We start from the raw sequence: 21,816 nt of genomic DNA, 5'->3' as shown, positions 1-21,816 counted from the left end.
CTCCCGCTGGGCGGGGGAGGGAAGGGGCCCATGCGCCCGCATGGGAAGGGTGGGGGCCAGACACCATCACCACGAAAGACCATTCCATGCCCGCCCCCCGTCTGCGCATCCGCGCCATCGAGCTGTACGAGCGGCCCGTTCGCTTCGTGAAGCCGTTCCGCTTCGGCGCGGTGACGGTGGAGGCCGCACCGCAGGCCTTCGTCCGTGCCCTGGTCGACGTGGAGGGGCATGGCGAGGCCTGGGGGGCGACGGCCGAGATGATGATGCCGAAATGGTTCGACAAGCGTCCCGACCGCAGCCCGGCCGACACGGTGGACGGCCTGCGCCGTTCGCTGGTGGAAGCGCGGGAGGCCTATCTGTCCGACGGCCGCCTCGACACCGCCTTCGGCCATCACGCCGCCTTCACGCCGACGCTGGAGCCGAAGCTGGCCGCCGCCTTCGGTCCGGCGCAGATCGACAAGGCGGTTCTGGACGGGCTTCTGCGGGTGCTGGGGCTGAATGCGTTCGAGGGATTGGGCGCCAACGTCGCCGGGCTGGATGCGCGGCTGACGCCCGACCTCGCCGGTTTCAATCTGGATGCTTTCCTGAAGAGCCTCTCCCCACTTGCCGAGGTGGAACTGCGTCACACCGTCGGCCTGCTGGACAAGCCCGACGACCTACGCGCCCTGCTGGAGCGCTCACCGCTGCGCTGGTTCAAGATCAAGCTGGGCGGCGACATCTCCGCCGACATCGACCGGCTTGGCGAACTGTCGGCCGTTCTGGAGAAGGCCGTTCCCGGCCATCGCGCCACGCTCGACGGCAACGAGCAGTACCGCGATGCCGGCCATGTCGCGGAGTTTCTCGACCGGATGGACGCCGCCCCGGCGCTGGCGGGCTTCCGCAGGGCGCTCGCCTATCTGGAGCAGCCCATCGCACGGGAGGCGGCGCTCGCCCGGCCGCTGGGCGCGGTGGCGGAGCGGGTGCCGGTCATCATCGACGAATCCGACGACGGCTATGATGCCTTCCCGTGCGCCCGCGCCTTGGGCTATCGCGGCGTGTCGTCCAAGTCCTGCAAGGGCCTGTACAAGGCGATGCTCAACCGCGCCCGCTGCGCGGCGTGGGGGCCGCCGCACTTCATCTCCGCCGAGGATCTGACCTGCCAAGCCGGACTGTCGGTGCAGCAGGACACCGCGCTGGTCGCCGTCCTCGGCATCCCGCACGCCGAACGCAACGGCCACCAGTATGGCGAGGGCTTCGGCAGCGAGGCGGAGGCCGATGCCTTCCTCGCCGCGCATCCCGGCTTCTACGCCCGCGACACCGACGGGACGGTCCGGCTCGCCACCGGCTCCGGCCGGCTGCCGACGGCTCCGCTACGCAGTCCCGGCTTCGCCCATTCAACGGATCCCGACTGGTCCGGCCTGTCGCCCCTTTCAAACCCGACATCAGCGCTTTCCGAAGGAGTTCCCCCATGAGCACCAAGCGCCTTGGCCTCATCATGCACGGCGTCACCGGGCGGATGGGCATGAACCAGCACCTGATCCGCTCGATCCTGGCGATCCGCGCCCAGGGCGGTGTGGCCCTGTCCGACGGTACGCGCGTCATGCCCGACCCGATCCTGGTCGGCCGCAACGCCGAGAAGATGCAGGAGCTGGCCCGCCGACACGGCATCGAGCGCTGGAGCGACAATCTCGACGCCGCGCTGGAAAACCGCGACGACGTGATCTTCTTCGACGCCGGCACCACCCAGATGCGGCCGACCCTGCTGGAGAAGGCGATCCGCGCCGGCAAGCATGTCTATTGCGAGAAGCCCATCGCCACCAACCTGGACGAGGCGCTGCGCGTCGTCCGGCTGGCGGCGGAGGCCGGGGTGAAGAACGGCACGGTGCAGGACAAGCTGTTCCTGCCTGGCCTGGAAAAGCTGCGCATGCTGCGTGACAGCGGCTTTTTCGGCCGCATGCTGTCGGTGCGCGGCGAGTTCGGTTACTGGGTGTTCGAGGGCGACTGGCAGCCGGCGCAGCGCCCGTCCTGGAACTATCGCGAGGAGGATGGCGGCGGCATCATCCTCGACATGATCTGCCACTGGCGCTATGTGCTCGACAATCTGTTCGGGCAGGTCAAGAGCATCTCCTGCCTGGGAGCCACCCACATTCCGGAACGCTGGGACGAGACGGGCAAGCCCTACAAGGCCACCGCCGACGACGCCGCCTATGCGATGTTCGAGCTTGAGGGCGGGGTGATCGCCACCATCAATTCCTCCTGGTGCACGCGGGTCTATCGCGACGATCTGGTGACCTTCCAGGTCGACGGCACCAACGGTTCGGCGGTCGCCGGCCTGACCGACTGCGTGATCCAGCCGCGCCAGGGCACCCCGCGCCCGGTGTGGAACCCCGACCAGAAGCAGACCATCGACTTCTACGACACCTGGCAACCGGTGCCGGACAACGCCGTCTTCGACAACGGCTTCAAGGTGCAGTGGGAGTCCTTCATCCGCCATGTGGTGGAGGATGCGCCCTACAGGCACGGCCTGATCGAAGGCGCCAAGGGCGTCCAACTGGTGGAATGCGCGCTGCAGAGCTGGCGCGAGCGCCGCTGGGTGGATGTGCCGGCCATCGAGGGGTGAGGCGTCGGCCGAGTTAGACCCCCACCCTAACCCTCCCCCGCTTTGCGGGAGAGGGGACTGCCGCTGCTACGCGATCAAGTCACGCCGACAAGCGTTCTACCCCCTCTCCCACCGAAGGTGGGGGAGGGATGGGGATGGGGCTCGTCGCCGCGACTCTTCCAGGAACAATACCCATGCCCACCATCCGCCTCCCCCGCCCCGACCGCAGCATCGAAAGCTACACCCTCGCCCCGCCGCGCGGCTTTCCCGCCCGCACAGACCGGCCGCTGACCCGCATCGCCTTCGCCGCCGCCCATATGGTCGCCGACCCGCTGGCAAACTGCGATCCGTGGCTGGCCCCCGCCATCGACTGGGACCGGACCATCGCCTTCCGTGAGCATCTGTGGGATCTCGGCCTTGGCGTCGCCGAGGCGATGGACACGGCGCAGCGGGGCATGGGGCTGGACTGGCCGACGTCCCTGGAGCTGATCCGCCGCTCGCTCGCCGCCGCCAAGGCGCGCGGCGGGGTCATCGCCTGCGGCGCCGGCACCGACCACCTGCCGCCGGAGAACGCCCGCGATATCGACGACGTCATCCGCGCCTATGAGGAGCAGATCGAGGCGATCGAAGCGCTCGACGGCCGCATCATCCTGATGGCGTCGCGCGCGCTGGCCCGCGTCGCCAAGGGGCCGGAGGATTACATCCGCGTCTATGGCCGCATTCTGTCGCAGGTGAAGCGGCCGGTGATCCTGCATTGGCTGGGCGACATGTTCGACCCGGCGCTGGCCGGCTATTGGGGGGCCACCGACATCGACGCGGCGATGGACACCGCGCTGTCGATCATCGGCGACTTCGCGCCCAAGGTGGACGGCATCAAGATCTCGCTGCTCGACAAGGACAAGGAGATCGTCATGCGGCGGCGGCTGCCCGCCAATGGATCGGGCGGCGTCCGCATGTACACCGGCGACGACTTCAATTATGCGGAACTGATCGCCGGCGACGGGCAGCACCATTCCGACGCGCTGCTCGGCATCTTCGACGCCATCGCACCGGCCGCAGCATCGGCGCTGGCCCATCTGGCCGACGGAGACGAGGCGGGATTCCACGACATCCTCGCCCCCACCGTGCCGCTGTCGCGCCACATCTTCAAGGCGCCGACCCGCTTCTACAAGACCGGTGTCGTCTTCATGGCCTATCTGAACGGACACCAGGACCATTTCACCATGGTCGGCGGGCAGGAGAGCACGCGCTCCACCCTGCATCTGGCGGAACTGTTCCGGCTGGCCGACAAGGCCGGGCTGCTGTCCGATCCCGACCGGGCGGCGCGGCGGATGGCAGCGGTTCTGGCGGTGCGGGGGATTTCGTGATGCGCGACTTTTCCGGAGATCACCGCTGGCTGTCTATCAACACCGCCACCGTTCGCAAGCAGGGCGATCTGGTGGAGATTCTCGACGCCTGCACCCGCCGCGGCATCCGTGCGGTTTCGCCCTGGCGCGATCAGGTGGCGGCGGTGGGGCTGGACGCCGCGATGCGGGCGGTGCGGGCGGGAGAACTGGCACTGTCCGGCTATTGCCGCGGCGGCATGTTTCCGGCCGACCCGTCCAAGGCGGCGGAGGTGCGCGACGACAACCGCCGCGCAGTGGACGAGGCGGCGGCGCTGGGTGCCGTCTGTCTCGTGCTGGTGGTGGGCGGCCTGCCGCAATATTCCCGCCCCGGATCGGCGCCTGGCAAGGACATCGCGCTGGCCCGCTCACAGGTCGAGGACGGCATCGCCGAGCTGCTGGATTATGCCCGCAAGGCCGGCATGCCGCTGGCGATCGAGCCGCTGCACCCGATGTATGCCGCCGACCGCGCCTGCGTGAACACGATGGCCCAGGCGCTCGACCTCTGCGACCGGCTCGACCCGGCGCGGACCGGGGTGCTGGGGGTGGCGGTCGACGTCTATCACGTCTGGTGGGATCCGCAGCTGGAGGCGCAGATCCGCCGTGCCGGCAAGGAGAGGCTGCTGGCCTTCCATGTCTGCGACTGGCTGGTGCCGACGACCGACCTGCTGCTCGACCGCGGCATGATGGGCGACGGCGTCATCGACATCCCGCGCATCCGCGGCTGGGTCGAGGAGTGCGGCTTCGCCGGCTTTTCGGAGGTGGAGATCTTCTCGCAAAACAACTGGTGGGAACGGCCGATGGGCGAGGTGCTGGACACCTGCATCGAACGGCACCGCAGCGTGGTTTGAATTCGCCGGCCGACGCTCTACCATCGGGGAAGACCGCCCCCTTCCCGTATCGCAGGAGCCGGCTTCCCGCATGGACAGCCTGACCGACGCACCCGAGCCGGTGCCGCCCGCACCGACGCCGAACAGAGCCGCCGCGCCGGCCAAGGCGACCCGTGACCCGGAAGGGACGCGGGCCCGCATCATGGCCGCCGCGACGGAGGAGTTCGCGCGCTACGGTCTGGGCGGCGCCCGCATCGACCGCATCGCCGAGCAGGCCGGCACCAACAAGCGCATGCTCTACTACCATGTCGGCAACAAGGAGGAGCTGTATCTGGCGGTCCTCGAGGGGGCCTATGCCCATATCCGAGCCACCGAACGCACGCTGAACCTGGAGATGCTGGATCCGCCCGACGCCATCGCGCGGCTGATCGAATTCACCTGGCAGTATTTCATCGATCACCCCGAATTCATGGCGCTGCTGAACATCGAGAACCTGCACCGGGCGGAGTTGCTGAAGACCTCCGCCCATGTCCAGTCGATGCATTCGCCCTTCGTCCAGATGATCGCCGACGTGCTGGCGCGCGGGGTGGAGCTTGGGGTGTTCAGGGCCGGGGTGGATGCGGTGCAGCTCTACATCTCCATTGCCGGCCTGTCTTATTTCTACCTGTCCAACGTCCACACCCTGTCAGTCATCTTCGGTCGCGACCTGCTGGCCGAGCCGGCGCGGGAGGAGCGGCTCGCCCATATGGTGGAACTGGTCCTGAAGGCGTTGCGTCCCTGACCGCCGGTCGCGCTCGAGTAACCGCGGCGTCCCGGTGAATGCGGTGTCTGCCGCAATCAGTGCGAAACGAGCACGGGAACCCGAAGATCCTCCAATACTCCCCGCGTGGCGCCGCCCAGGACGAAATCCCTCATCCGGGAATGGCCGAAGCCTCCCATCACCAGCAGCCCCGCGCCCACATCGCGCACATGCGCCTGCAGGATGTTCGCGATGGGTCGATCGTCGCCCTGCAGCCGGGACGGCTGGGCCTTGATGTCGTGATCGGCCAGATACTCCGCCAGCCGTTCGCCCGCATGGTCGTCCGTCAGAGGCTTCTCACCGGCCACCGTGACGATGGTGACCGTTCCGGCGCGGCGCAGGAACGGGTGGGCATCGGACACGGCCCGCGCGGCGGCACTCCCGCCGTCCCAGGCAATCACCACATGGTCCGGGGGGCTCGCCGGTGCGGAGTCCGGAACCAGAAGAGTGGGGCGGCCGGACCCGAAGATCACGGCTTCGGCGGTCAGGCGCGATATGCCGTCGCGCTGGCCCATGCCGAACAGGACGATGTCGTGATAGCGCGCCTGACGGGCGATGACGTCGCCGAACTCCGCTGGATAGCGCTCGGCCTCCATGGTGCGCAGGGGAATCCCCAACGGGTCCAGCTCGGCCCTCATGGCGTCGATCAGGGCCGCCGACCGCGCGCGGCTTCCGGCCTTCGCCTCCCGGATCATCGTGGGCACGTTGATGGCCAGGGAGCCTAGGATGCTGGATGGGTTCGGCAGGTCGATGTTGCAGGCGAGAGCGCAGACATCCGCCTGCAGGTGACGGGCGTACATCGCCACCAGCCGGGCGATGCTGTCGGGATTGCCATCGGGATAGGTATGAAGGGGAACGAGCATCCGCAGTTTCATGTCGCGTCCTCCCAAAGCAGACGGCGTCGGCCGTTATCGGGGCGCTCCTGGTCGAACCGGTGCCATTCCACAAGCAAAGCAGATCTCCGCGGAATCCGCCTTGACCTGCGTCAACCCATGCTCCTTCGGCCCTAACCGTCCAAGGCGGCAAGGTCGGCCGGCAGGCCGGGATCGAACAGGCTGTCGTGGCCGCTGCGGATACGCAGCTCCAGCGCCGCGGTCTCGGGCAGCAGGCGGTTCGCGAAGACGCGGGCGAGTCCGATCCGCCCGTCCAGATAGGCACCGTCGTAGCCCTCCGGCCGCCGTGCCGCCGCCGCCGCCATCAGCCCCCACATCCAGCCATAGGCCACCAGCGCCATCAGCCTCAGCGTGTCCGTCGCCGCTGCCGCCGGGGCGAGGGGGCTGTGTGACCCCGCCTCCGCCAGCCAGGACACCGTCCCGCGCAGCCGTTCCACCGCGTCGCGCAGCGGGCCGGCGATGTCGCGGGTGAGCGGTTCGGCCTCCAGGTCCCTCGCCGCCGCGTCGATCGCCGCGAACAGGCGGGCGACCGGCCGGCCGCCATGCAGAGTCAGCTTGCGCTGCACGAGGTCGAGCGCCTGGACGCCGTTCGTCCCCTCATAAATCTGCGTCGCCCGCACGTCGCGGACCAGCTGCTCCACCCGGTTGTCGCGGATATAGCCGTGGCCGCCCATGACCTGCTGGGCCAGCACCGCCGCCTCGAAGCCGAAATCGGTGCCGGCCGCCTTGATGACCGGGGTCAGCAGGGCCGCCCAATCCTCCGCCTCCTCCACCACGGCGGGATCGTCGGAGCGATGGGCACGGTCCATCCACAGCGCGGTCCAGGCGGCCAGCGCCCGGCCGGCGTCGGTCAGCGCGCGGGCGGTCAGCACCATCCGGCGCACGTCGGGCAGGTGGATGATCGCATCGGCAGGCCGATCGGGATTGCGCGGACCGTCTGGCGCCCGTCCCTGCTCGCGCTCGCGCGCGTAGGCCAGGGCGGACTGGGCGGCGCATTCGCCGACGCCGATGCCCTGGATGCCGACGAACAGCCGTTCGTGGTTCATCATGGTGAACATGGCCGGCAGGCCGCGGTGCGGCTGCCCCACCATCCAGCCCACCGCCCCTTCGTAGGACACCACGCAGGTGGGCGAGGCGTGCAGGCCCATCTTCTGTTCCGACGACAGCACGGTCCAGCCGTTGCGGGAGCCGTCCGGCAACCGTTTCGGCACCAGGAACAGGCTGATGCCCCGCGTGCCCGGCGGCGCATCGGGCAGGCGGGCCAGCACCAGATGGACGAGGTTGTCGGTCAGGTCGTGGTCGGCTGACGAGATGAACATCTTCTGGCCTGTCAGGCGATGACTGCCGTCCGGCCCCGGCTCCGCCCGCGTGCGCAGCAGGCCGAGGTCGGTGCCGGCGTGGGGCTCGGTCAGGGCCATGGCGCCGGTCCAGTCGCCGGAAATCATCCGCGGCAGATACACGTCCTTCAACGCGTCGCCCGCATGCGCCGCGATGGCGCGGATGGCGCCCTGGGTCAGGCCGGGCACGATGCTGAAGGCGAGGTTGGCGCCGCACACCATCTCCGTCACCAGCGTGTCGAGCAGCGCCGGCATGCCCTGTCCGCCATAGGCGGGATCACCGGCCAGCCCGTTCCAGCCGCCCTCCCGCCACGCGCGGTAGGCGTCGGCGAAGCCGGCGGGCATGCGCACGCCGTCCGCCTCGACGCGCACCCCCTCCTCGTCGCCGGACCGGTTCAGTGGGAACAGCACCTCCGCGGCGATGCGGCCGGCCTGGGCGAGAACGTCGTCGAACAGGTCGCCCGACATCTCCTCCCACCCTGCGTCCGCCAGCACGGCGGGCGCGTCGAGCACCTCATGGACCAGGAAGCGCATGGATTGAAGCGGCGGCTGATAAACGGCCATGGGTGTGCTCCTCAGTTCCGCAGGGGCTTGCCGGTGTCCAGCATGTGCCGGATGCGGGCGCGGGTGGCTGGTTCCCGGATCAGGGCGGACAGGGCCTCACGTTCCAATGCAGCGAGGGTATCCTCGTCGGTGGGGGTCTGCGGACCGGCTTCGGGACCGCCGCAGCACACGCCGGCCAGCCAGCCCGCGACCAGTTCGTCATGGGGGCTGGCCCGCCCGTCCTGCCGCCAGCCCCGGACGATGGCCTGCAGCGCCTCCCGCCCCTCCGGACCCGGCAGGGTGACGGAGCCCACGCCCGGCGGGCGGTAGCCCTCGGCCAACGCCAGCGCCCTTGCCTTGGCGTCACCGAGCAGCCGGTCGCGGCCCATGGTGATGCCGTCCTCCGGCCGCAGGTAGCCGAGCATCCGTGCCTCCAGCGCCGAACCGGTGATGCGCGCGCCGGCGATGGTCCCGAAGGCCGCCTGCGCATTTCCCTCCGGACCGGCGGGCCGGTCGGTCCTGCGGCCCCAGCGCAGCAGAAGCTCCGCCGTGCCGCGCCATCCCGGAACGATGCCGACCTTCAACTCGACCAGCCCGATGTAGGTCTCGGCATGGGCCTGGATGGCGTCGCAATGCAGCAGCACCTCGCAGCCGCCGCCGACCGCCAGCCCGGCCGGCGCGCCGACCACCGGGATGGCGGCATGCTTCAACGCGCGGAAGGCCGCCTGCCCCTGCTCGACGAAGCGTTCCAGCGCGGCGAAGTCCTCGGCCTCCAGCCGCTCGACGAAATAGCCGAGATTGGCCCCGGCGGAGAAGGCGCGCGGGTTGTCGTTGTAGAGGACGAGGGCGCGGAACGCCGACGGCACCCGCTCCGCCGCCTCCGCGACCATGGCGAGGATGCCCTGGTCGATGGCGTTCATCTTGGTGTGGAATTCGAGGCAGGCGACGCCGCCGCCCAGATCCCAGACCGAGGCCGAGCCGTTGCCGGCGAAGCGCGGCCCGCGCTCCTTCACCTCGGCGAGGTCGAGCACGCCCGGCGACCGGCGGACAGGTGTCCAGACGCCAACGGTGCTGCGGGTCTCCCGCCCGGCGGCGGCGCGGCGGTAGAAGCCTCCCTCAGCCGCGGCGGTGGCGAGCAGCGGCGGCACCTCGCGCCCCTCCGCCGCCAGCCGGTCGGCGATGGCGGCGCAGCCCACCCGGTCGGCCAGCGCGAACGGCCCCTCGGCCCAGCCATAGCCGAGCCGCATGGCGGTGTCGATGGCCGCCACGTCGTCGGCGATCTCCCCCGCCACGGCGGCGGTGTAGGCGATGCTGTTGGACAGCACGGCCCAGGCGTAGCGTCCGGCCGCATCCTCCTGCCGGATCAGCGCCGCCAGATCGCGGTTGGCTGCGGCGTCCGCCTGTGGACGGTACTCTCCGGTGGCGAGGTCCAGCGCCTCGCGCGCCTTGCCGCCGGGGGCAAGACGGTAGAAGCCGCCCTTGGCCTTGCGGCCGATCCGCCCCTCGGCGATCAGGCGGCGGATCAACGGCTCGGCCGTCAAATCGTGGCGGTGGTGGGCATCTCCGGCGGGCAGGGCGCCCAGCAGGCTGCCCCACACCAGCGGGACCAGATCGATGCCGACGAGATCCAGCAGCCCGAAGATCCCCGTGCGCGGCACGCCGAAGGGCGCACCGGCCACGGCGTCCGCCTGTTCCACCGTCAGGCCGTGGCGCAATGCCTCGATGGCGGCGACCGACATCCAATGGCAGCCCAGCCGGTTGGCGATGAAGGCGGGCGTGTCGCGGCAATCCACCACGGTCTTGCCCAGCACGGTCTCCGCAACATCGCGGACCAGGGCGGCGGTCTCCGCCGCGGTGCCGGGGCCGGCGACGAGCTCCATGAGCCGCATGTGGCGCGGCGGGTTGAAGAAATGGGTGATGACGAAGTCGCGGCGGAACGCCTCCGACGCCCCCTCCGTCAGCTGTGCCAGCGGGATGGTGGAGGTGTTGGAGGATACCACCGCCCCCGGCTTGCGCAGGGCATCGAGCCGGGCGAACAGCCGGCGCTTGACCGCCGGATCCTCCACCACCGCTTCGACGATCCAGTCGGCGTCGGCGACGGCGGCCAGATCGTCCTCGATGCTGCCGACGCTCACCAATTCAGCGGCGGACGGGTCCATGAAGCCCTGCGCCTTCAGCTGCCGTTCCACGCCGGCACGGGCCGGAGCGGTGCGGTCGTCTTCAGGGCCGGCGACGTCGAGCAGCAGAACCGGCACGCCGCCGTTGGCGAATTGCGCGGCGATGCCCGATCCCATGGAGCCGGCGCCGATCACCGCGACCTTGCGGATTGCCCTTTCCATCACGCGTGCTCCGGGAGAGTGGCGGGCAAGCGGGTGCGGCCCGCGGCGAAGATTTGGTTCATCGCTCTCGATCCTTGAGTACGGGTGGTCGGTTCGGGCTATCGCGATTGAAACTTGAACAGCAACGCATCTGGATCGGATGCCATTCTCCCCTTGTGGGGCGGGATGAGGGGTGCTGCCGGCCAAAGGCTGGAGGGAATCAGGCTTGCGCCCCCTCACCCCAACCCCTCTCCCGCAAGGGGAGAGGGGCTTTATCCAGCGGCAAAGACGCTCAGGCGCCGTGGGACTTGCGCAGTTCGCGCTTCAGCAGCTTGCCGGCGGTGTTGCGGGGCAGGGTGTCGAGGAACTCGATCCGCTTGGGCACCTTGAAGTGGGCCAGATGCTGGCGGACATGGGCGACCAGCTCCTCCTCCGTCGCGGTCTGGCCGTCGCGCAGCACGACGAAGGCGCTGATCGCCTCGATCCATTTCGGGTCGGGCAGGGCGACCACCGCCACCTCCGCCACCGCCGGATGGGTGTAGATCGCCTCCTCCACCTCGCGGCTGGCGACCAGGACGCCGCCGGTGTTGATGACGTCCTTGATGCGGTCGACGATGTAGAGATAGCCCTCCTCGTCGAAATAGCCGACGTCGCCGGAATGGAACCAGCCGCCGGTGAACGCCTCCGCCGTTTCCTGCTCCTTGCCCCAATAGCCGACCATCAGCTGGGGGGAGCGGTGGACGATCTCGCCATGGGTGCCCGGCGGCACATCGTTCATGTCGGGATCGACGACCCGCGTCTCGACATTCAGCACCGGACGCCCGGCGGAGGCGGGACGCGCCTCATGCTCCTCCGGCCGCAGGACGGTGGCGAGCGGCCCGATCTCGCTCTGGCCATAGCAGTTGAAGGCCTGGGCGTTGGGCAGCCGCTGGCGCAGCTCCTGCAGAACCGGCACCGGCATGATCGAGGCGCCGTAATAGAGCTTGCGCAGCGAGGACAGGTCGTGCGCGTCGAAATCGGCATGGCGCAGCAGCCCGACCCACACCGTCGGCGGCGCGAAGAAGGAGGTGATGCCGTGGCGCTCGATCAGCTCCAGGCAGCGCTTCAGCGCCGGGGCCTGGATCAGCCGCGTCGTCGCCCCGATCAGCAGCTGCGGCATGACGAACACATGCATCTGCGCCGAATGATAGAGCGGCAAGGCGGCCAGCGAGCGGTCGTCCTGGTCGAGGCGGCAGCTGTAGATGCAGCTTTGATACTCCGCCAGCAGCGCGCCGTGCGTCATCATCGCCCCCTTCGGCGCCGCCGTGGTGCCGGAGGTGTAGAGAAGCTGCGCCACGTCGTCGGCGCGAACCGCCGTGTCGACCTCCGCCGGAGCCGTTTCGTCGAGCGCCACCGCCAGGATGTCCAGGCCACCGGCGTCGCCAACCGTCAGCGTGCCGAACTGCTCCACCCGGCCAGCGGCGTGGACGCCCTCCAGGTTGGCGGCGAGGTCGGGGTCGTGCAGCAGCATGCGGGCGCCCGACTGCTCGACGATGTAGGACAGCTCCTCTCCGGTCAGGGCGTAGTTGATCGGCACATGGATGAAGCCGCCGATGGCGCAGCCGAGCCAGGCGATCACATAGGCGTCGGAGTTGCGGCCATAGGCCGCCACCCGGTCGCCCGGACGCATGCCCAGGTCGCCCAGCCGCCGGGCCACCCGCAGCGCGGCACGGTGCAGTCCGGAAAAGCTCCAGTCCCGCTCTTCGTAGGTCAGGGCGGTCCGCGTGGCGTTACGCCGGGCGCTGCGGGCCAGCGCTGCGCCGATGCTGTCGGTCCGGGCCAGGGCGATGCTGTCCATGCGTTCCTCCTCCCTCGATGTTTGCGCCCTCAACATACTTGTTGGAAGGCATGTTACTTGCGAGTAGGATGAGGCAGATTGATGCGATGGTCAACAGTGTGTGTGGCGACCAATCGGCTGTGGCTGCTGCGGCTGTCGCTATTGCTGCCGTCGGGGCGATGGACAGAAGCGGAGGGGAATGCAAAGGCTGGGGGAAGAGCGCGTGCCGGAACGGAGTGTTGACGCGATGCAGGAATCTTTGGACAGCCAATCGCCATGGAAGGCGTCATCCGACCGCCAGACGGAGCGGGAGGCGAAGCGCGTCGCCGTGCTGCGGACGGCGGCGCGGGCCTTCAACGAGATGGGCTACCACAACACCTCGCTGGACGACATCGCGCGGCGTCTGAACGTCACCAAGCCGACCATCTACTATTACGTCAGGAACAAGGAGGAGATCCTTTTCGAGTGCGTGCGCATCGGGCTGGAGATGCTCGACGAGGCCTCCAACGACGTGATCGGCCATGGCGGCAGCGCCTATGAGGAGCTGATCGCGGTGATGCGCAAATACGCCGAGATCGTCACCATGGATTTCGGTATGTGCGTCATCCGCGTCGGCGAGGAACCGCTGACGGAGGAAAGCCGCCGAACGCTGCGGTCCCTGAAGCGCAGCATCGACCGCAAGTTCCGCCGCCTGATCGAACGCGGCATCGCCGAGGGCTGCATCGCGCCCTGCGATCCGAAGATCGCCGCCTTCACCGTGGCGGGCGCCCTGAGCTGGATCGGCCGCTGGTACCAGCCGAACGGCGGCCTCAGCGCCCACGACATCGCCGCCCAGTGCATCGACCTGCTGATGAACGGCCTGGGCAAAACAAGAACATCCGGGGAGGACCATGACACTCGATCCCAGGGCCAACCCAGCGGCCAATCCGGCGGCCAGACCGACCGGCACCAGAACGGACCTTCAGGGGCCGGTGGTCCCTCATCCTGACGCGGTGGGTCGCGTCGCCGTCATCGGCGCAGGCACCATCGGCGCCAGCTGGGCGGCGCTGTTCCTGTCCAGGGGGATGAGCGTCGCCGTCAGCGACCCCAATCCCGCCGCGGAAGCGGTGGTGCGCGGCCTGATCGCCCAATCCTGGCCGGCGCTGGAACGGCTGGGCCTCGCCCCCGGCGCCGATCCGGAGACGTGGAGCTTCCACACCGACCCGCGCGATGCGGCGCGCGGCGCCCGATTCGTCCAGGAGAACGCGCCGGAGCGCGACGACGTCAAGCGCGCGCTCTACGCCGCGCTGGAAGAGGTGCTGGACGACGAGGTGATCGTGGCCTCCAGCACCTCCGGCCTGATCATGAGCGAACTGCAGCAGGGCCGCCGCATGCCGGGACGCTTCGCCGTCGGCCACCCGTTCAACCCGCCGCACCTGATCCCGCTGGTCGAGGTCGTCGGCGGCCGGGACACGACGGCCGGCACGATCGAATGGCTGATGACCTTCTACCGTGCGGTCGGCAAGCGCCCGATCCGCCTGAACCGCGAGGTGCCCGGCCATCTCGCCAACCGGCTCCAGGCGGCGCTCTGGCGCGAGGCGGTGCATGCGGTCGCCACCGGGCTCGCCAGCGTGGAGGATGTGGACACCGCCATCGCGGAGGGGCCGGGCCTGCGCTGGGCGATCATGGGGCCGAACATGATCTTCAACCTCGCCGGCGGTGAGGGCGGCATGTCCCATTTCCTCAACCATATCGGCCCGGCGATGGAGGGCTGGTGGCGGGATCTCGGCACCCCGGCGCTGACGCCGGAGCTGCGCGACCAGCTGACCGCCGGCATGCGGGAGGCGCTGCACGGCCGGTCCCAGGCCGATCTGGCGCAGGAGCGCGACCAACTGCTCCTGGCGCTGATCGAGACGCTCCAGCAGGAACGCCGGGCCCTGCGCACCGGCTCCTGACCGCACTCGACATTACGGAAAACAAGGGAGGAGACACCCGATGAAACGCGCCGACAAGGTCATCATCACCTGCGCGGTGACCGGTTCGATCCACACGCCGACCATGTCGCCCCATCTGCCGGTCACGCCGGACGAGATCGCCCGCGACGCCGTGGCGGCGGCGGAGGCCGGTGCGGCGATGCTCCACCTGCACGCCCGCGATCCGGAGACGGGCAAGCCCTCGCCCTCGCCGGATCTGTTCATGGAATTCCTGCCGCGCATCAAGCAGCAGACCGCCGCCATCCTGAACATCACCACCGGCGGCGGGCTGGGCATGACGCTGGACGAGCGGCTGGCCGCGGCCAAGAGGGCGCAGCCGGAAGTGGCGTCGATGAACATGGGGTCGATGAACTTCAACATCTCCGGCGCCGCGGCGAAGTTCGACAGCTTCAAGCACGATTGGGAGAAGCCCTATCTGGAGTCGACCACCGACTTCATCCTGTCCAACACCTTCGCCCAGATCGAGCGCGGCATGCGCGAACTGGGCGATGTCGGCACCCGGTTCGAGTTCGAGTGCTACGACGTCGGCCATCTCTACACTCTCGCGCATTTCGCCGACCGCGGCATCGTCAAGCCGCCCTTCTTCACGCAATGCATCTTCGGGATTCTCGGCGGCATCGGCCCGGATCCGGAAAACCTGATGCACATGAAGGCCACGGCCGACCGGCTGTTCGGCAACGACTATTACCTGTCGGTGCTGGCCGCCGGGCGCCACCAGATGTCCTTCGTCACGCTGAGCGCCATCCTCGGCGGCAACGTCCGCGTCGGGCTGGAGGACAGCCTCTATGCCGGGCGCGGCAAGCTGGCGACCTCCAACGCCGAACAGGTCGCCAAGATCCGCCGCATCCTCGAAGAGTTGAGCCTGGAGATCGCCACGCCGGAGGAGGCGCGGGCGATGCTGCAGACCAAGGGCGGCGACAACGTCGCTTTCTGACCACCCGAAAAACCAACCAAACAGGGAGGAAACATCCATGAAACGCTGGATTCTGGCCGCCGGTGTCTGTTCCGCCGCACTGATCGCGGGGGCCACTCAAGCCTCTGCCCAAGCTCAAATCTCCGACGGCAAGGTCAAGATCGCCGTCCTGAACGACATGACCGGCGTCTATGCCGACCCGACCGGCATGGGCTCGGTCGAGGCGGTGCGCATGGCGGTGGAGGAGATGGGCGGCAAGGTCGCCGGCAAGCCGGTGGAGGTGATCTTCGCCGACCACCAGAACAAGCCGGACATCGGCGCGTCGCTGGTGAACAAGTGGATCGACACCGAGCAGGTCGACGTGATCGTCGACGTTCCGACCTCGTCAGTCGCGCTGGCGGTGCAGGACATCACCAAGCGCAAGAACCGCGTCTTCCTGATCTCCGGCGGCGGTGCCGCACAGCTGACCGGCGAGGCCTGTTCGCCGACCACGGCCCACTGGACCTACGACACCTACGCGCTGGCCCAGGGCATGGGCAAGGCGGGCGCCAAGATCCTGGGCGACAGCTGGCACTTCCTGACCGTGGACTACGCCTTCGGCCATGCGCTGGAACAGTCGCTGACCGAGGTGCTGAAGGCCAACGGCGCCAAGATCACCGGCTCCGTCCGGCATCCGCTGAACACGGCCGACTTCTCCTCCTACCTGCTGCAGGCGCAGGGGTCGGGGGCGAAGGTCATCGCGCTCGCCAATGCCGGCGGCGACACCGCCAACTCGATCAAGCAGGCGCAGGAGTTCGGCCTGCCGCAGGGCGGGCAGACCTTGGCGAGCCTGCTGATGTTCCCGACGGATGTGCATTCCTTGGGTCTCAAGGCGGCGCAGGGGCTGGTGCTGATGGATGGCTGGAACGCCGACCGTGACGACGATGCCCGCGCCTTCGCCAAGGCCTATATGGCCAAGACCGGCAAGATGCCCAGCATGATCCAGACCGGTAGCTATTCCGCCGTGCGCCACTACCTGAAGGCCATCGAGGCCGCCGGCACCGACGAGGCCAAGGCGGTGATGGTGAAGATGCGCGAGACGCCGGTGAACGACGCCTTCGCCAAGGGCGGCACGCTGCGCGCCGACGGCCGCATGGTCCACGACATGTACCTGATGCAGGTGAAGACCCCGGCCGAATCCAAGGGGCCGTGGGATTATTACAAGGTGCTGACCACCATTCCGGGCAATGAGGCCTATCGCCCGATGGACAAGGGCGGCTGCCCGCTGGTGAAGTAAGTCCGCGGCCGGGGGCGCTGTTCCGTTGCGGATCAGCGCCCCGCCGCCTGCATCGTCCTTAGTCTCACCGCCGCCTCGACGAAGGCGATCAACTGCTCGGCATAAAGGTCGGGGGTGACGCCGCGGCGGCGGTGCTTGGCGCGCTTGACGTACCAGTCCTGCAGCATCGGCTTGATCAGCACCGCGGCCATCGACACGTCCGGCACCGCGAACAGCCCGCGGGCGACACCGTCGGCCAGCGCGTCGGCGATCATCGATTCCGTCATCATCTCGCTGCTGACGGCAAGTTCGCGTCCTTCTTTCGGGAATGCCTTCGCCTCCATATAGGCGAAGACGAACCAGGGGTGCATCGCCTCGGTCAGATAGAGATGCGTTTCCAATAGCCAGCGCAGCCGGCTGGCGGGATCCGTCGCAAGTGCCTCCGGCGGCCGGCCCAGCACCTCCTCCACCACGCCGACCACCTGGCCCAGGATCATCATCAGCAGCGTGTCCTTGCTGTCGAAATAGGCGTAGAGCGCGCCCATGCTCAGCCCGGACTGTTCGGTCAGGTCGCGCAGGCTCATGGAATGGAAGCCTTTGCGGTTCGCCAGCGTCAGCGTCGTCTCCACGATGCGCGCGAGGTTGGCGATGGCGACCGCCGGCTTCTTCACCCGGATGGTCGCGGCATGGCGTTCCAGGATGCGGGCGCACAGTGCCTCCATCGACAGGTCGTGCCGGGCCTGGAACTCCTGAAAGCTGCTCATGCGGTCGGGTCCTATCGTTCGTGACGGCAATCGTTCTTGCACAAGGCGGGCGTCAGGGATATAAAGCGAGCGCTCGCTCGTTTTTTCAAGAGCGCTGTTCAGGGTGCCTGCGGAGGCGTCCGCAAAGAAATCCCAACCACGGCCCAATCACGGGAGGAAGCATGAGCTTCACCATCGACCTGACCGGCAGGACGGCGCTGATCACCGGCGCGTCGAGCGGCCTGGGCCGCCATTTCGCCGGGGTGCTGGCAAAGGCGGGCGCCCGCGTGGCGCTGGCTGCCCGGCGCACCGACGCGCTGGCCGAGACGAAGGCCGCAATCGAGGCGGCCGGCGGCACCGCCCTGGTGGTCGCGATGGACGTCACCGATGCCGGCTCCGTCTCCGCGGCGGTCGGGCAGGCCTGGGATGGGCTCGGCCGCATCGACATCCTGGTCAACAATGCCGGCGTGACCGCCACGCGCCCCTTCCTCGACATGAGCGAGGAGGAGTGGGACCGGGTGATCGACACCAACCTGACCGGCTGCGCCCGCGTTGCCCGCGACGTTGCGCGGCGCATGCGCGACGATGCGCAGGGCGGCGGGCGGGGCGGGACCATCGTCAACATCGCCTCCATCCTCGGCATGCGGGTTGCCGGCCATGTGTCGTCCTACATCGCGGCCAAGGGCGGTCTGGTGCATCTGACCAAAGCGATGGCGCTGGAACTGGCCCGCTACGACATCCGCGTCAACGCGCTCTGCCCCGGCTATGTCGAGACCGAACTGAACGCCGATTTCTTCGCCAGCGACGCCGGCAAGGCGCTGGTCAAGCGCATCCCGCAGCGCCGGCTCGGCCGGCTGTCCGATCTGGACGGGCCGCTGCTGCTGCTGGCGTCGGATGCCGGCGCCTACATGACCGGATCGGTTCTCGCCGTCGACGGCGGCCATCTGGTGTCCTCCCTCTAGAGTCCGTCAGATGCTTACTGAAGCATCTGACGGACTCTAGGCTTATGATTTTTCGTGCGATTCACGCTTCGGACGTTTCCGTCCGAACCGATCGCACTCAAGCGAACGGAGCCGTTCCATGGATTTCACCCTTCCCCCGGAGCTGGACGACTACCGCCGCCGCGTGCGCGCCTTCGTCGAGGAGGAGATCCTCCCGGTCGAGGCCGACCGCGCCAACTGGGACGAGCACGAGAACATCGCCGACGCCCCCCTGGCGACCTTGCGCGCCAAGGCCAAGGCCGCCGGGCTGTGGACCCTGCAACTGCCGAAGGAGGTCGGCGGGCAGGGCCTGCCGATGGTCGGCGTCGCCGCCTGCTACGAGGAGATGAACCGGTCGATCTTCGGCCCGGTCTGCTTCAACGCCGCCGCCCCCGACGACGGCAACATGCGGCTCTTGAGCATGGTCGGCACGCCGGCCCAGAAGGAGCGCTGGCTCGCCCCCATCGTCGAGGGCCGGGTGCGCAGCGCCTTCGCCATGACCGAACCGCATCCCGGCGGCGGTTCCGACCCGTCGATGATGAAGACGAGGGCGGAGCGCAAGGGCGACCGCTGGGTCGTCTCGGGCCGCAAATGGTTCATCACCGGGGCCGACGCGGCGCAGCACTTCATCCTGATGGCGCGCACGTCGGACGATCCGCGCAAGGGGTTGACCGCCTTCCTGTTCGACAAGGACCAGCCCGGCTGGCGCATCGAGCGCCGCATCCCGATCATGGGGCCGGAGGAGCATGGCGGCCATTGCGAACTGATCTTCGACGGGCTGGAGATCCCGGACGAAAATGTGCTGATGAAGGTCGGCGACGGGCTGAAGGCGACGCAGATCCGCCTGGGTCCGGCGCGGCTGACCCACTGCATGCGCTGGACCGGCCTTGCCAAGCGCTGCCTGGAGATCGCGGCGGCCTATGTAAAGGAGCGCGAGAGCTTCGGCATGCCGCTGGCCGAGCATGAGGGCGTGCAGTGGATGCTGGGCGAGACGGCGATGCAGATCGAGATCGGCCGGCTGCTGACCATGAAGGCCGCCCATGCGCTCGACAGCGGCAGCTTTGCCCGCAAGGAAGTGTCGATGGCCAAGGTCCAGGTCGCCGACACGCTGTTCAAGGCGGCGGACACGGCGATCCAGCTCTGCGGCGCGCGCGGCTATTCCAAGGACACGGTGCTGGAATGGATCTACCGCTACGCCCGGCAGGCCAAGCTGGTCGACGGCGCGTCGGAGGTCCACAAGATGGTGCTGAGCCGCAGCTATCTCGCCGAGGGCGACGATTTCTGGGGCTGGCGATGAGCGGCGGCGACACCGGCCTGACCGCTGAGCGCAAGGCGGCGCTGGAATCCTGGCTGGTCCGGCAGGCCGGCGCCAGGGCCGTGACGGTGACGGAGGAGGGGCGGCTCAGCGGCGGCGCCATCTCGCTCAACCTGGCGGTGACGCTGGAAATTGACGGCGGACGGCTGGACGGCCGCCATGCCTGCGTGCTGCGCACCGGCTCCGCCTCCGGCGTGTCGGCCAGCCTCGGCAAGGTGCAGGAGGCGGCGGTTCTCGGCGCCGTCTTCGCGGCCGGCGCCACGGTTCCGGAGCCGCTGTTCGTCGGATCGGACCCGGCGATGCTGGGCGCGCCCTTCTACATCATGCGGCGGGCGGCGGGCATCGCCGCCGGCTTCCGCATCGTCAAGAGCGAGGCGCCGCAACGCGATCTGGCCCGTGAACTCGGCCGGCAGCTCGGCCTGATCCACCGCGTGCGGCCGGGAACCGCGGGGCTGGAGTTCCTGGCCCTGCCCGAACCGACGGCGGCGTTGCAGGCCGTGGAGGATTTCCGCCGCTGGGCCGGGCGCTATGCCGTGACCGATCCGGTGCTGGCCTATGGCCTGCGCTGGCTGGAGCGGAACGCGCCGCCATCCGGCGACCTCGTGCTGTGCCACCGTGATTACCGCACCGGCAATTATATGGTCGAGGGCGGGCGGCTGTCCGCGATCATCGATTGGGAGTTCGCGGGCTGGTCCGACCCGATGGAGGATCTGGGCTGGTTCTGCGCCGCCTGCTGGCGCTTCGGCCGCAACGACCGCGAGGCCGGCGGCATCGCCGACCGGGTCGACTTCTATGCGGGCTACGAGGAGACCGCCGGCCGTCCCGTGGACCCGCATGCCGTCGCCTATTGGGAAGCGGCGGCCTGCATGCGCTGGGCGGTGATCGCCATCCAGCAGGCCAACCGCCACATCTCCGGCACCGAACCTTCGCTGGAACTGGCGCTGACCGGGCGGATGCTGCCGGAGATCGAAATGGACCTGTTGCTGCACCTGGACGCCGTCGCGGCGCGCGGAGGTTTCGTATGATCAACGACGATCCCAAGGCCGGCGACCTCGTTGCCATCGCGCTGCGCAGCTTCCGCGAAGCGATCCTGCCCGTGATTCCTGCCGACCAGCGCTTCACCGCGCTGATGATCGCCAACGCGCTCGGCGTGGCCGAACGCGAACTGGCGGCCGGCGGCAAAGGCGAAGCGGAGCTTGCCGCTGCGATCGGGGGACTCATCGATGCCAAGGGCGATCTGCGGGCGCTGCTGCCCCGGCTCTGCACCGACATCGACGCCGGACGGTTCGATTCTCCCGAGCGGCAGGCGGCCCTTCGTGCGGTGCTGATGGACATCACGCGGGCAAGGCTGGCGGTGAGCAATCCGAAGCGGCTGGCGGCTGAAACGTCCCGGTCCGAAGCGCCGGGTTCCGGTCGATGAGCCCCTTCGCCCCGCTGGACAGCACCGTCGCGCGGCGACGCCTGTACCTGCTCCGCCATGGGCATGTCTCCTATTACGATGCCGACGGCAAGCCGCTGAACCCGAAGCTGGCCGCCCTGACCGAGCGCGGGCGGGAAGAGGCGCGGGCGGCCGGCAGGCTGCTCTCCGCCGTACCGCTCGACCGCGTGCTGTGTTCCGGCCTCGCCCGCACGCGGCAGACGGCGGAGCTGGTTGCCGAACCGCATGGGCTGCTGGTGGAGGATCACCCGGCCTTCCTGGAAATCCGCGCCGGGCGGCTGGCCGGCATTCCGAAGGAAAACCGCGAGACCGCCTATGTCTATGGCTTCGACGCCGCCACCGAGGAGGGCAGCTTCGCCGGCGGCGACGGCTTCGCGGCAGTCCGCGACCGGGTGGTGTCGGCCATCGAGGCGCTGGTGCTGGAACCGGGCTGGACCCATCTGGCGCTGGCCGCCCATGACGGGGTGAACCGCATGCTGCTGTCCTGGGCCTGTGGGGCCGGGCTGTCCGCCTTGTCGGCCTTCGAACAGGATTACGGCTGCATCAACATCATCGACGTCGATGTGGCCGACGGCCGCGTGCTGCGCCGCCTGATCCGTGCCGTGAACCTGACGCCGGGCAACCCGGCAAAGCTCGGCCTGCACCGCACCAGCCTGGAGGAGGCCTTCGGTCCGCTGCTGGATCTGGACTGACGGCGGTGCAG

19 protein-coding genes are annotated in these 21,816 nt (G+C 68.9%); 14 read left to right on the top strand and 5 right to left on the bottom strand.

Annotated elements, in window-relative coordinates; translation table 11 throughout:
- The first annotated feature begins 86 nt into the window (after positions 1-86).
- The 5 genes from J2Y49_RS19570 (at position 87) to J2Y49_RS19550 (ending at position 5,571) form a co-directional block, all read left to right on the top strand.
- Entirely contained in the window at positions 87-1,451 is a 1,365-nt protein-coding gene (locus J2Y49_RS19570; RefSeq protein WP_310116561.1) for a hypothetical protein, read from the top strand.
- The gene (locus J2Y49_RS19565) at positions 1,448-2,599 is read left to right on the top strand and encodes a Gfo/Idh/MocA family oxidoreductase (RefSeq protein WP_310116560.1); all 1,152 of its coding nucleotides are present in this window, start codon (positions 1,448-1,450) and stop codon (positions 2,597-2,599) included. Before J2Y49_RS19570 ends, J2Y49_RS19565 begins: the two co-directional genes overlap by 4 nt.
- Positions 2,600-2,772: 173 nt before the next feature.
- A complete protein-coding gene (locus J2Y49_RS19560; RefSeq protein ID WP_310116559.1) occupies positions 2,773-3,945 on the top strand; it encodes a dihydrodipicolinate synthase family protein in 1,173 nt (390 codons plus the stop codon).
- Positions 3,945-4,811 (top strand): sugar phosphate isomerase/epimerase family protein, encoded by an 867-nt coding sequence (locus tag J2Y49_RS19555; protein WP_310116558.1) that lies wholly within the window; start codon positions 3,945-3,947, stop codon positions 4,809-4,811. Before J2Y49_RS19560 ends, J2Y49_RS19555 begins: the two co-directional genes overlap by 1 nt.
- Before the next feature lie 70 nt (positions 4,812-4,881).
- Entirely contained in the window at positions 4,882-5,571 is a 690-nt protein-coding gene (locus J2Y49_RS19550) for a TetR family transcriptional regulator (RefSeq protein WP_310116557.1), read from the top strand.
- Between the two features lie 56 nt (positions 5,572-5,627).
- On the opposite strand, the gene J2Y49_RS19545 is transcribed toward J2Y49_RS19550, so the two are convergent.
- From J2Y49_RS19545 to J2Y49_RS19530, 4 genes are all read right to left on the bottom strand, one after another.
- Complete coding sequence (locus J2Y49_RS19545) at positions 5,628-6,464, bottom strand: universal stress protein (protein ID WP_310116556.1); 837 nt, start codon at positions 6,462-6,464, stop codon at positions 5,628-5,630.
- A 131-nt stretch (positions 6,465-6,595) separates the two neighbouring features.
- Positions 6,596-8,383, bottom strand: a complete 1,788-nt coding sequence (locus J2Y49_RS19540; protein WP_310116555.1) for an acyl-CoA dehydrogenase — start codon at positions 8,381-8,383, stop codon at positions 6,596-6,598.
- A gap of 11 nt (positions 8,384-8,394) precedes the next feature.
- The gene (locus J2Y49_RS19535; RefSeq protein ID WP_310116554.1) at positions 8,395-10,701 is read right to left on the bottom strand and encodes a 3-hydroxyacyl-CoA dehydrogenase NAD-binding domain-containing protein; all 2,307 of its coding nucleotides are present in this window, start codon (positions 10,699-10,701) and stop codon (positions 8,395-8,397) included.
- A gap of 271 nt (positions 10,702-10,972) precedes the next feature.
- Entirely contained in the window at positions 10,973-12,517 is a 1,545-nt protein-coding gene (locus tag J2Y49_RS19530) for a fatty acyl-CoA synthetase (protein WP_310116553.1), read from the bottom strand.
- 226 nt (positions 12,518-12,743) lie between these two features.
- On the opposite strand from J2Y49_RS19530, the gene J2Y49_RS19525 reads away from it, so the two are divergent.
- From J2Y49_RS19525 to J2Y49_RS19510, 4 genes are read left to right on the top strand one after another with little or no spacing between them, the layout of a single operon-like run.
- The gene (locus J2Y49_RS19525; protein WP_310116551.1) at positions 12,744-13,484 is read left to right on the top strand and encodes a TetR/AcrR family transcriptional regulator; all 741 of its coding nucleotides are present in this window, start codon (positions 12,744-12,746) and stop codon (positions 13,482-13,484) included.
- Positions 13,468-14,430 carry a 3-hydroxyacyl-CoA dehydrogenase NAD-binding domain-containing protein gene (locus J2Y49_RS19520; RefSeq protein WP_310116550.1) on the top strand — a complete coding sequence of 321 codons (963 nt, stop codon included), beginning with the start codon at positions 13,468-13,470 and terminating at the stop codon, positions 14,428-14,430. The genes J2Y49_RS19525 and J2Y49_RS19520 overlap by 17 nt, the downstream gene beginning before the upstream one ends.
- Before the next feature lie 40 nt (positions 14,431-14,470).
- Positions 14,471-15,403 carry a 3-keto-5-aminohexanoate cleavage protein gene (locus J2Y49_RS19515; protein ID WP_310116549.1) on the top strand — a complete coding sequence of 311 codons (933 nt, stop codon included), beginning with the start codon at positions 14,471-14,473 and terminating at the stop codon, positions 15,401-15,403.
- A gap of 37 nt (positions 15,404-15,440) precedes the next feature.
- Positions 15,441-16,658, top strand: a complete 1,218-nt coding sequence (locus tag J2Y49_RS19510; protein WP_310116548.1) for an ABC transporter substrate-binding protein — start codon at positions 15,441-15,443, stop codon at positions 16,656-16,658.
- A gap of 32 nt (positions 16,659-16,690) precedes the next feature.
- Here the strand turns inward: J2Y49_RS19510 and J2Y49_RS19505 are convergent, their stop codons facing one another.
- Positions 16,691-17,401: a TetR/AcrR family transcriptional regulator gene (locus J2Y49_RS19505; RefSeq protein ID WP_310116547.1), complete on the bottom strand. Its 711-nt coding sequence runs from the start codon at positions 17,399-17,401 to the stop codon at positions 16,691-16,693.
- 161 nt (positions 17,402-17,562) lie between these two features.
- Here J2Y49_RS19505 and J2Y49_RS19500 point away from each other — a divergent pair, with 161 nt between their 5' ends.
- From J2Y49_RS19500 to J2Y49_RS19480, 5 genes are all read left to right on the top strand, one after another.
- Positions 17,563-18,342 carry a glucose 1-dehydrogenase gene (locus tag J2Y49_RS19500; RefSeq protein ID WP_310116546.1) on the top strand — a complete coding sequence of 260 codons (780 nt, stop codon included), beginning with the start codon at positions 17,563-17,565 and terminating at the stop codon, positions 18,340-18,342.
- 118 nt (positions 18,343-18,460) lie between these two features.
- A complete protein-coding gene (locus tag J2Y49_RS19495) occupies positions 18,461-19,657 on the top strand; it encodes an acyl-CoA dehydrogenase family protein (RefSeq protein WP_310116545.1) in 1,197 nt (398 codons plus the stop codon).
- Positions 19,654-20,700, top strand: coding sequence for a phosphotransferase family protein (locus J2Y49_RS19490; RefSeq protein WP_310116544.1), 1,047 nt, complete (start codon positions 19,654-19,656; stop codon positions 20,698-20,700). The genes J2Y49_RS19495 and J2Y49_RS19490 overlap by 4 nt, the downstream gene beginning before the upstream one ends.
- Positions 20,697-21,095 (top strand): DUF6285 domain-containing protein, encoded by a 399-nt coding sequence (locus J2Y49_RS19485; RefSeq protein WP_310116543.1) that lies wholly within the window; start codon positions 20,697-20,699, stop codon positions 21,093-21,095. The genes J2Y49_RS19490 and J2Y49_RS19485 overlap by 4 nt, the downstream gene beginning before the upstream one ends.
- Positions 21,092-21,805 carry a histidine phosphatase family protein gene (locus tag J2Y49_RS19480; RefSeq protein ID WP_310116542.1) on the top strand — a complete coding sequence of 238 codons (714 nt, stop codon included), beginning with the start codon at positions 21,092-21,094 and terminating at the stop codon, positions 21,803-21,805. Before J2Y49_RS19485 ends, J2Y49_RS19480 begins: the two co-directional genes overlap by 4 nt.
- Positions 21,806-21,816 lie beyond the last annotated feature (11 nt).

This window comes from Azospirillum sp. BE72, assembly GCF_031455875.1.
GTDB lineage: Bacteria > Pseudomonadota > Alphaproteobacteria > Azospirillales > Azospirillaceae > Azospirillum.
The sequence above is the reverse complement of the archived record's forward strand: the minus strand, read 5'-3'. Positions and strand labels throughout refer to the sequence as shown.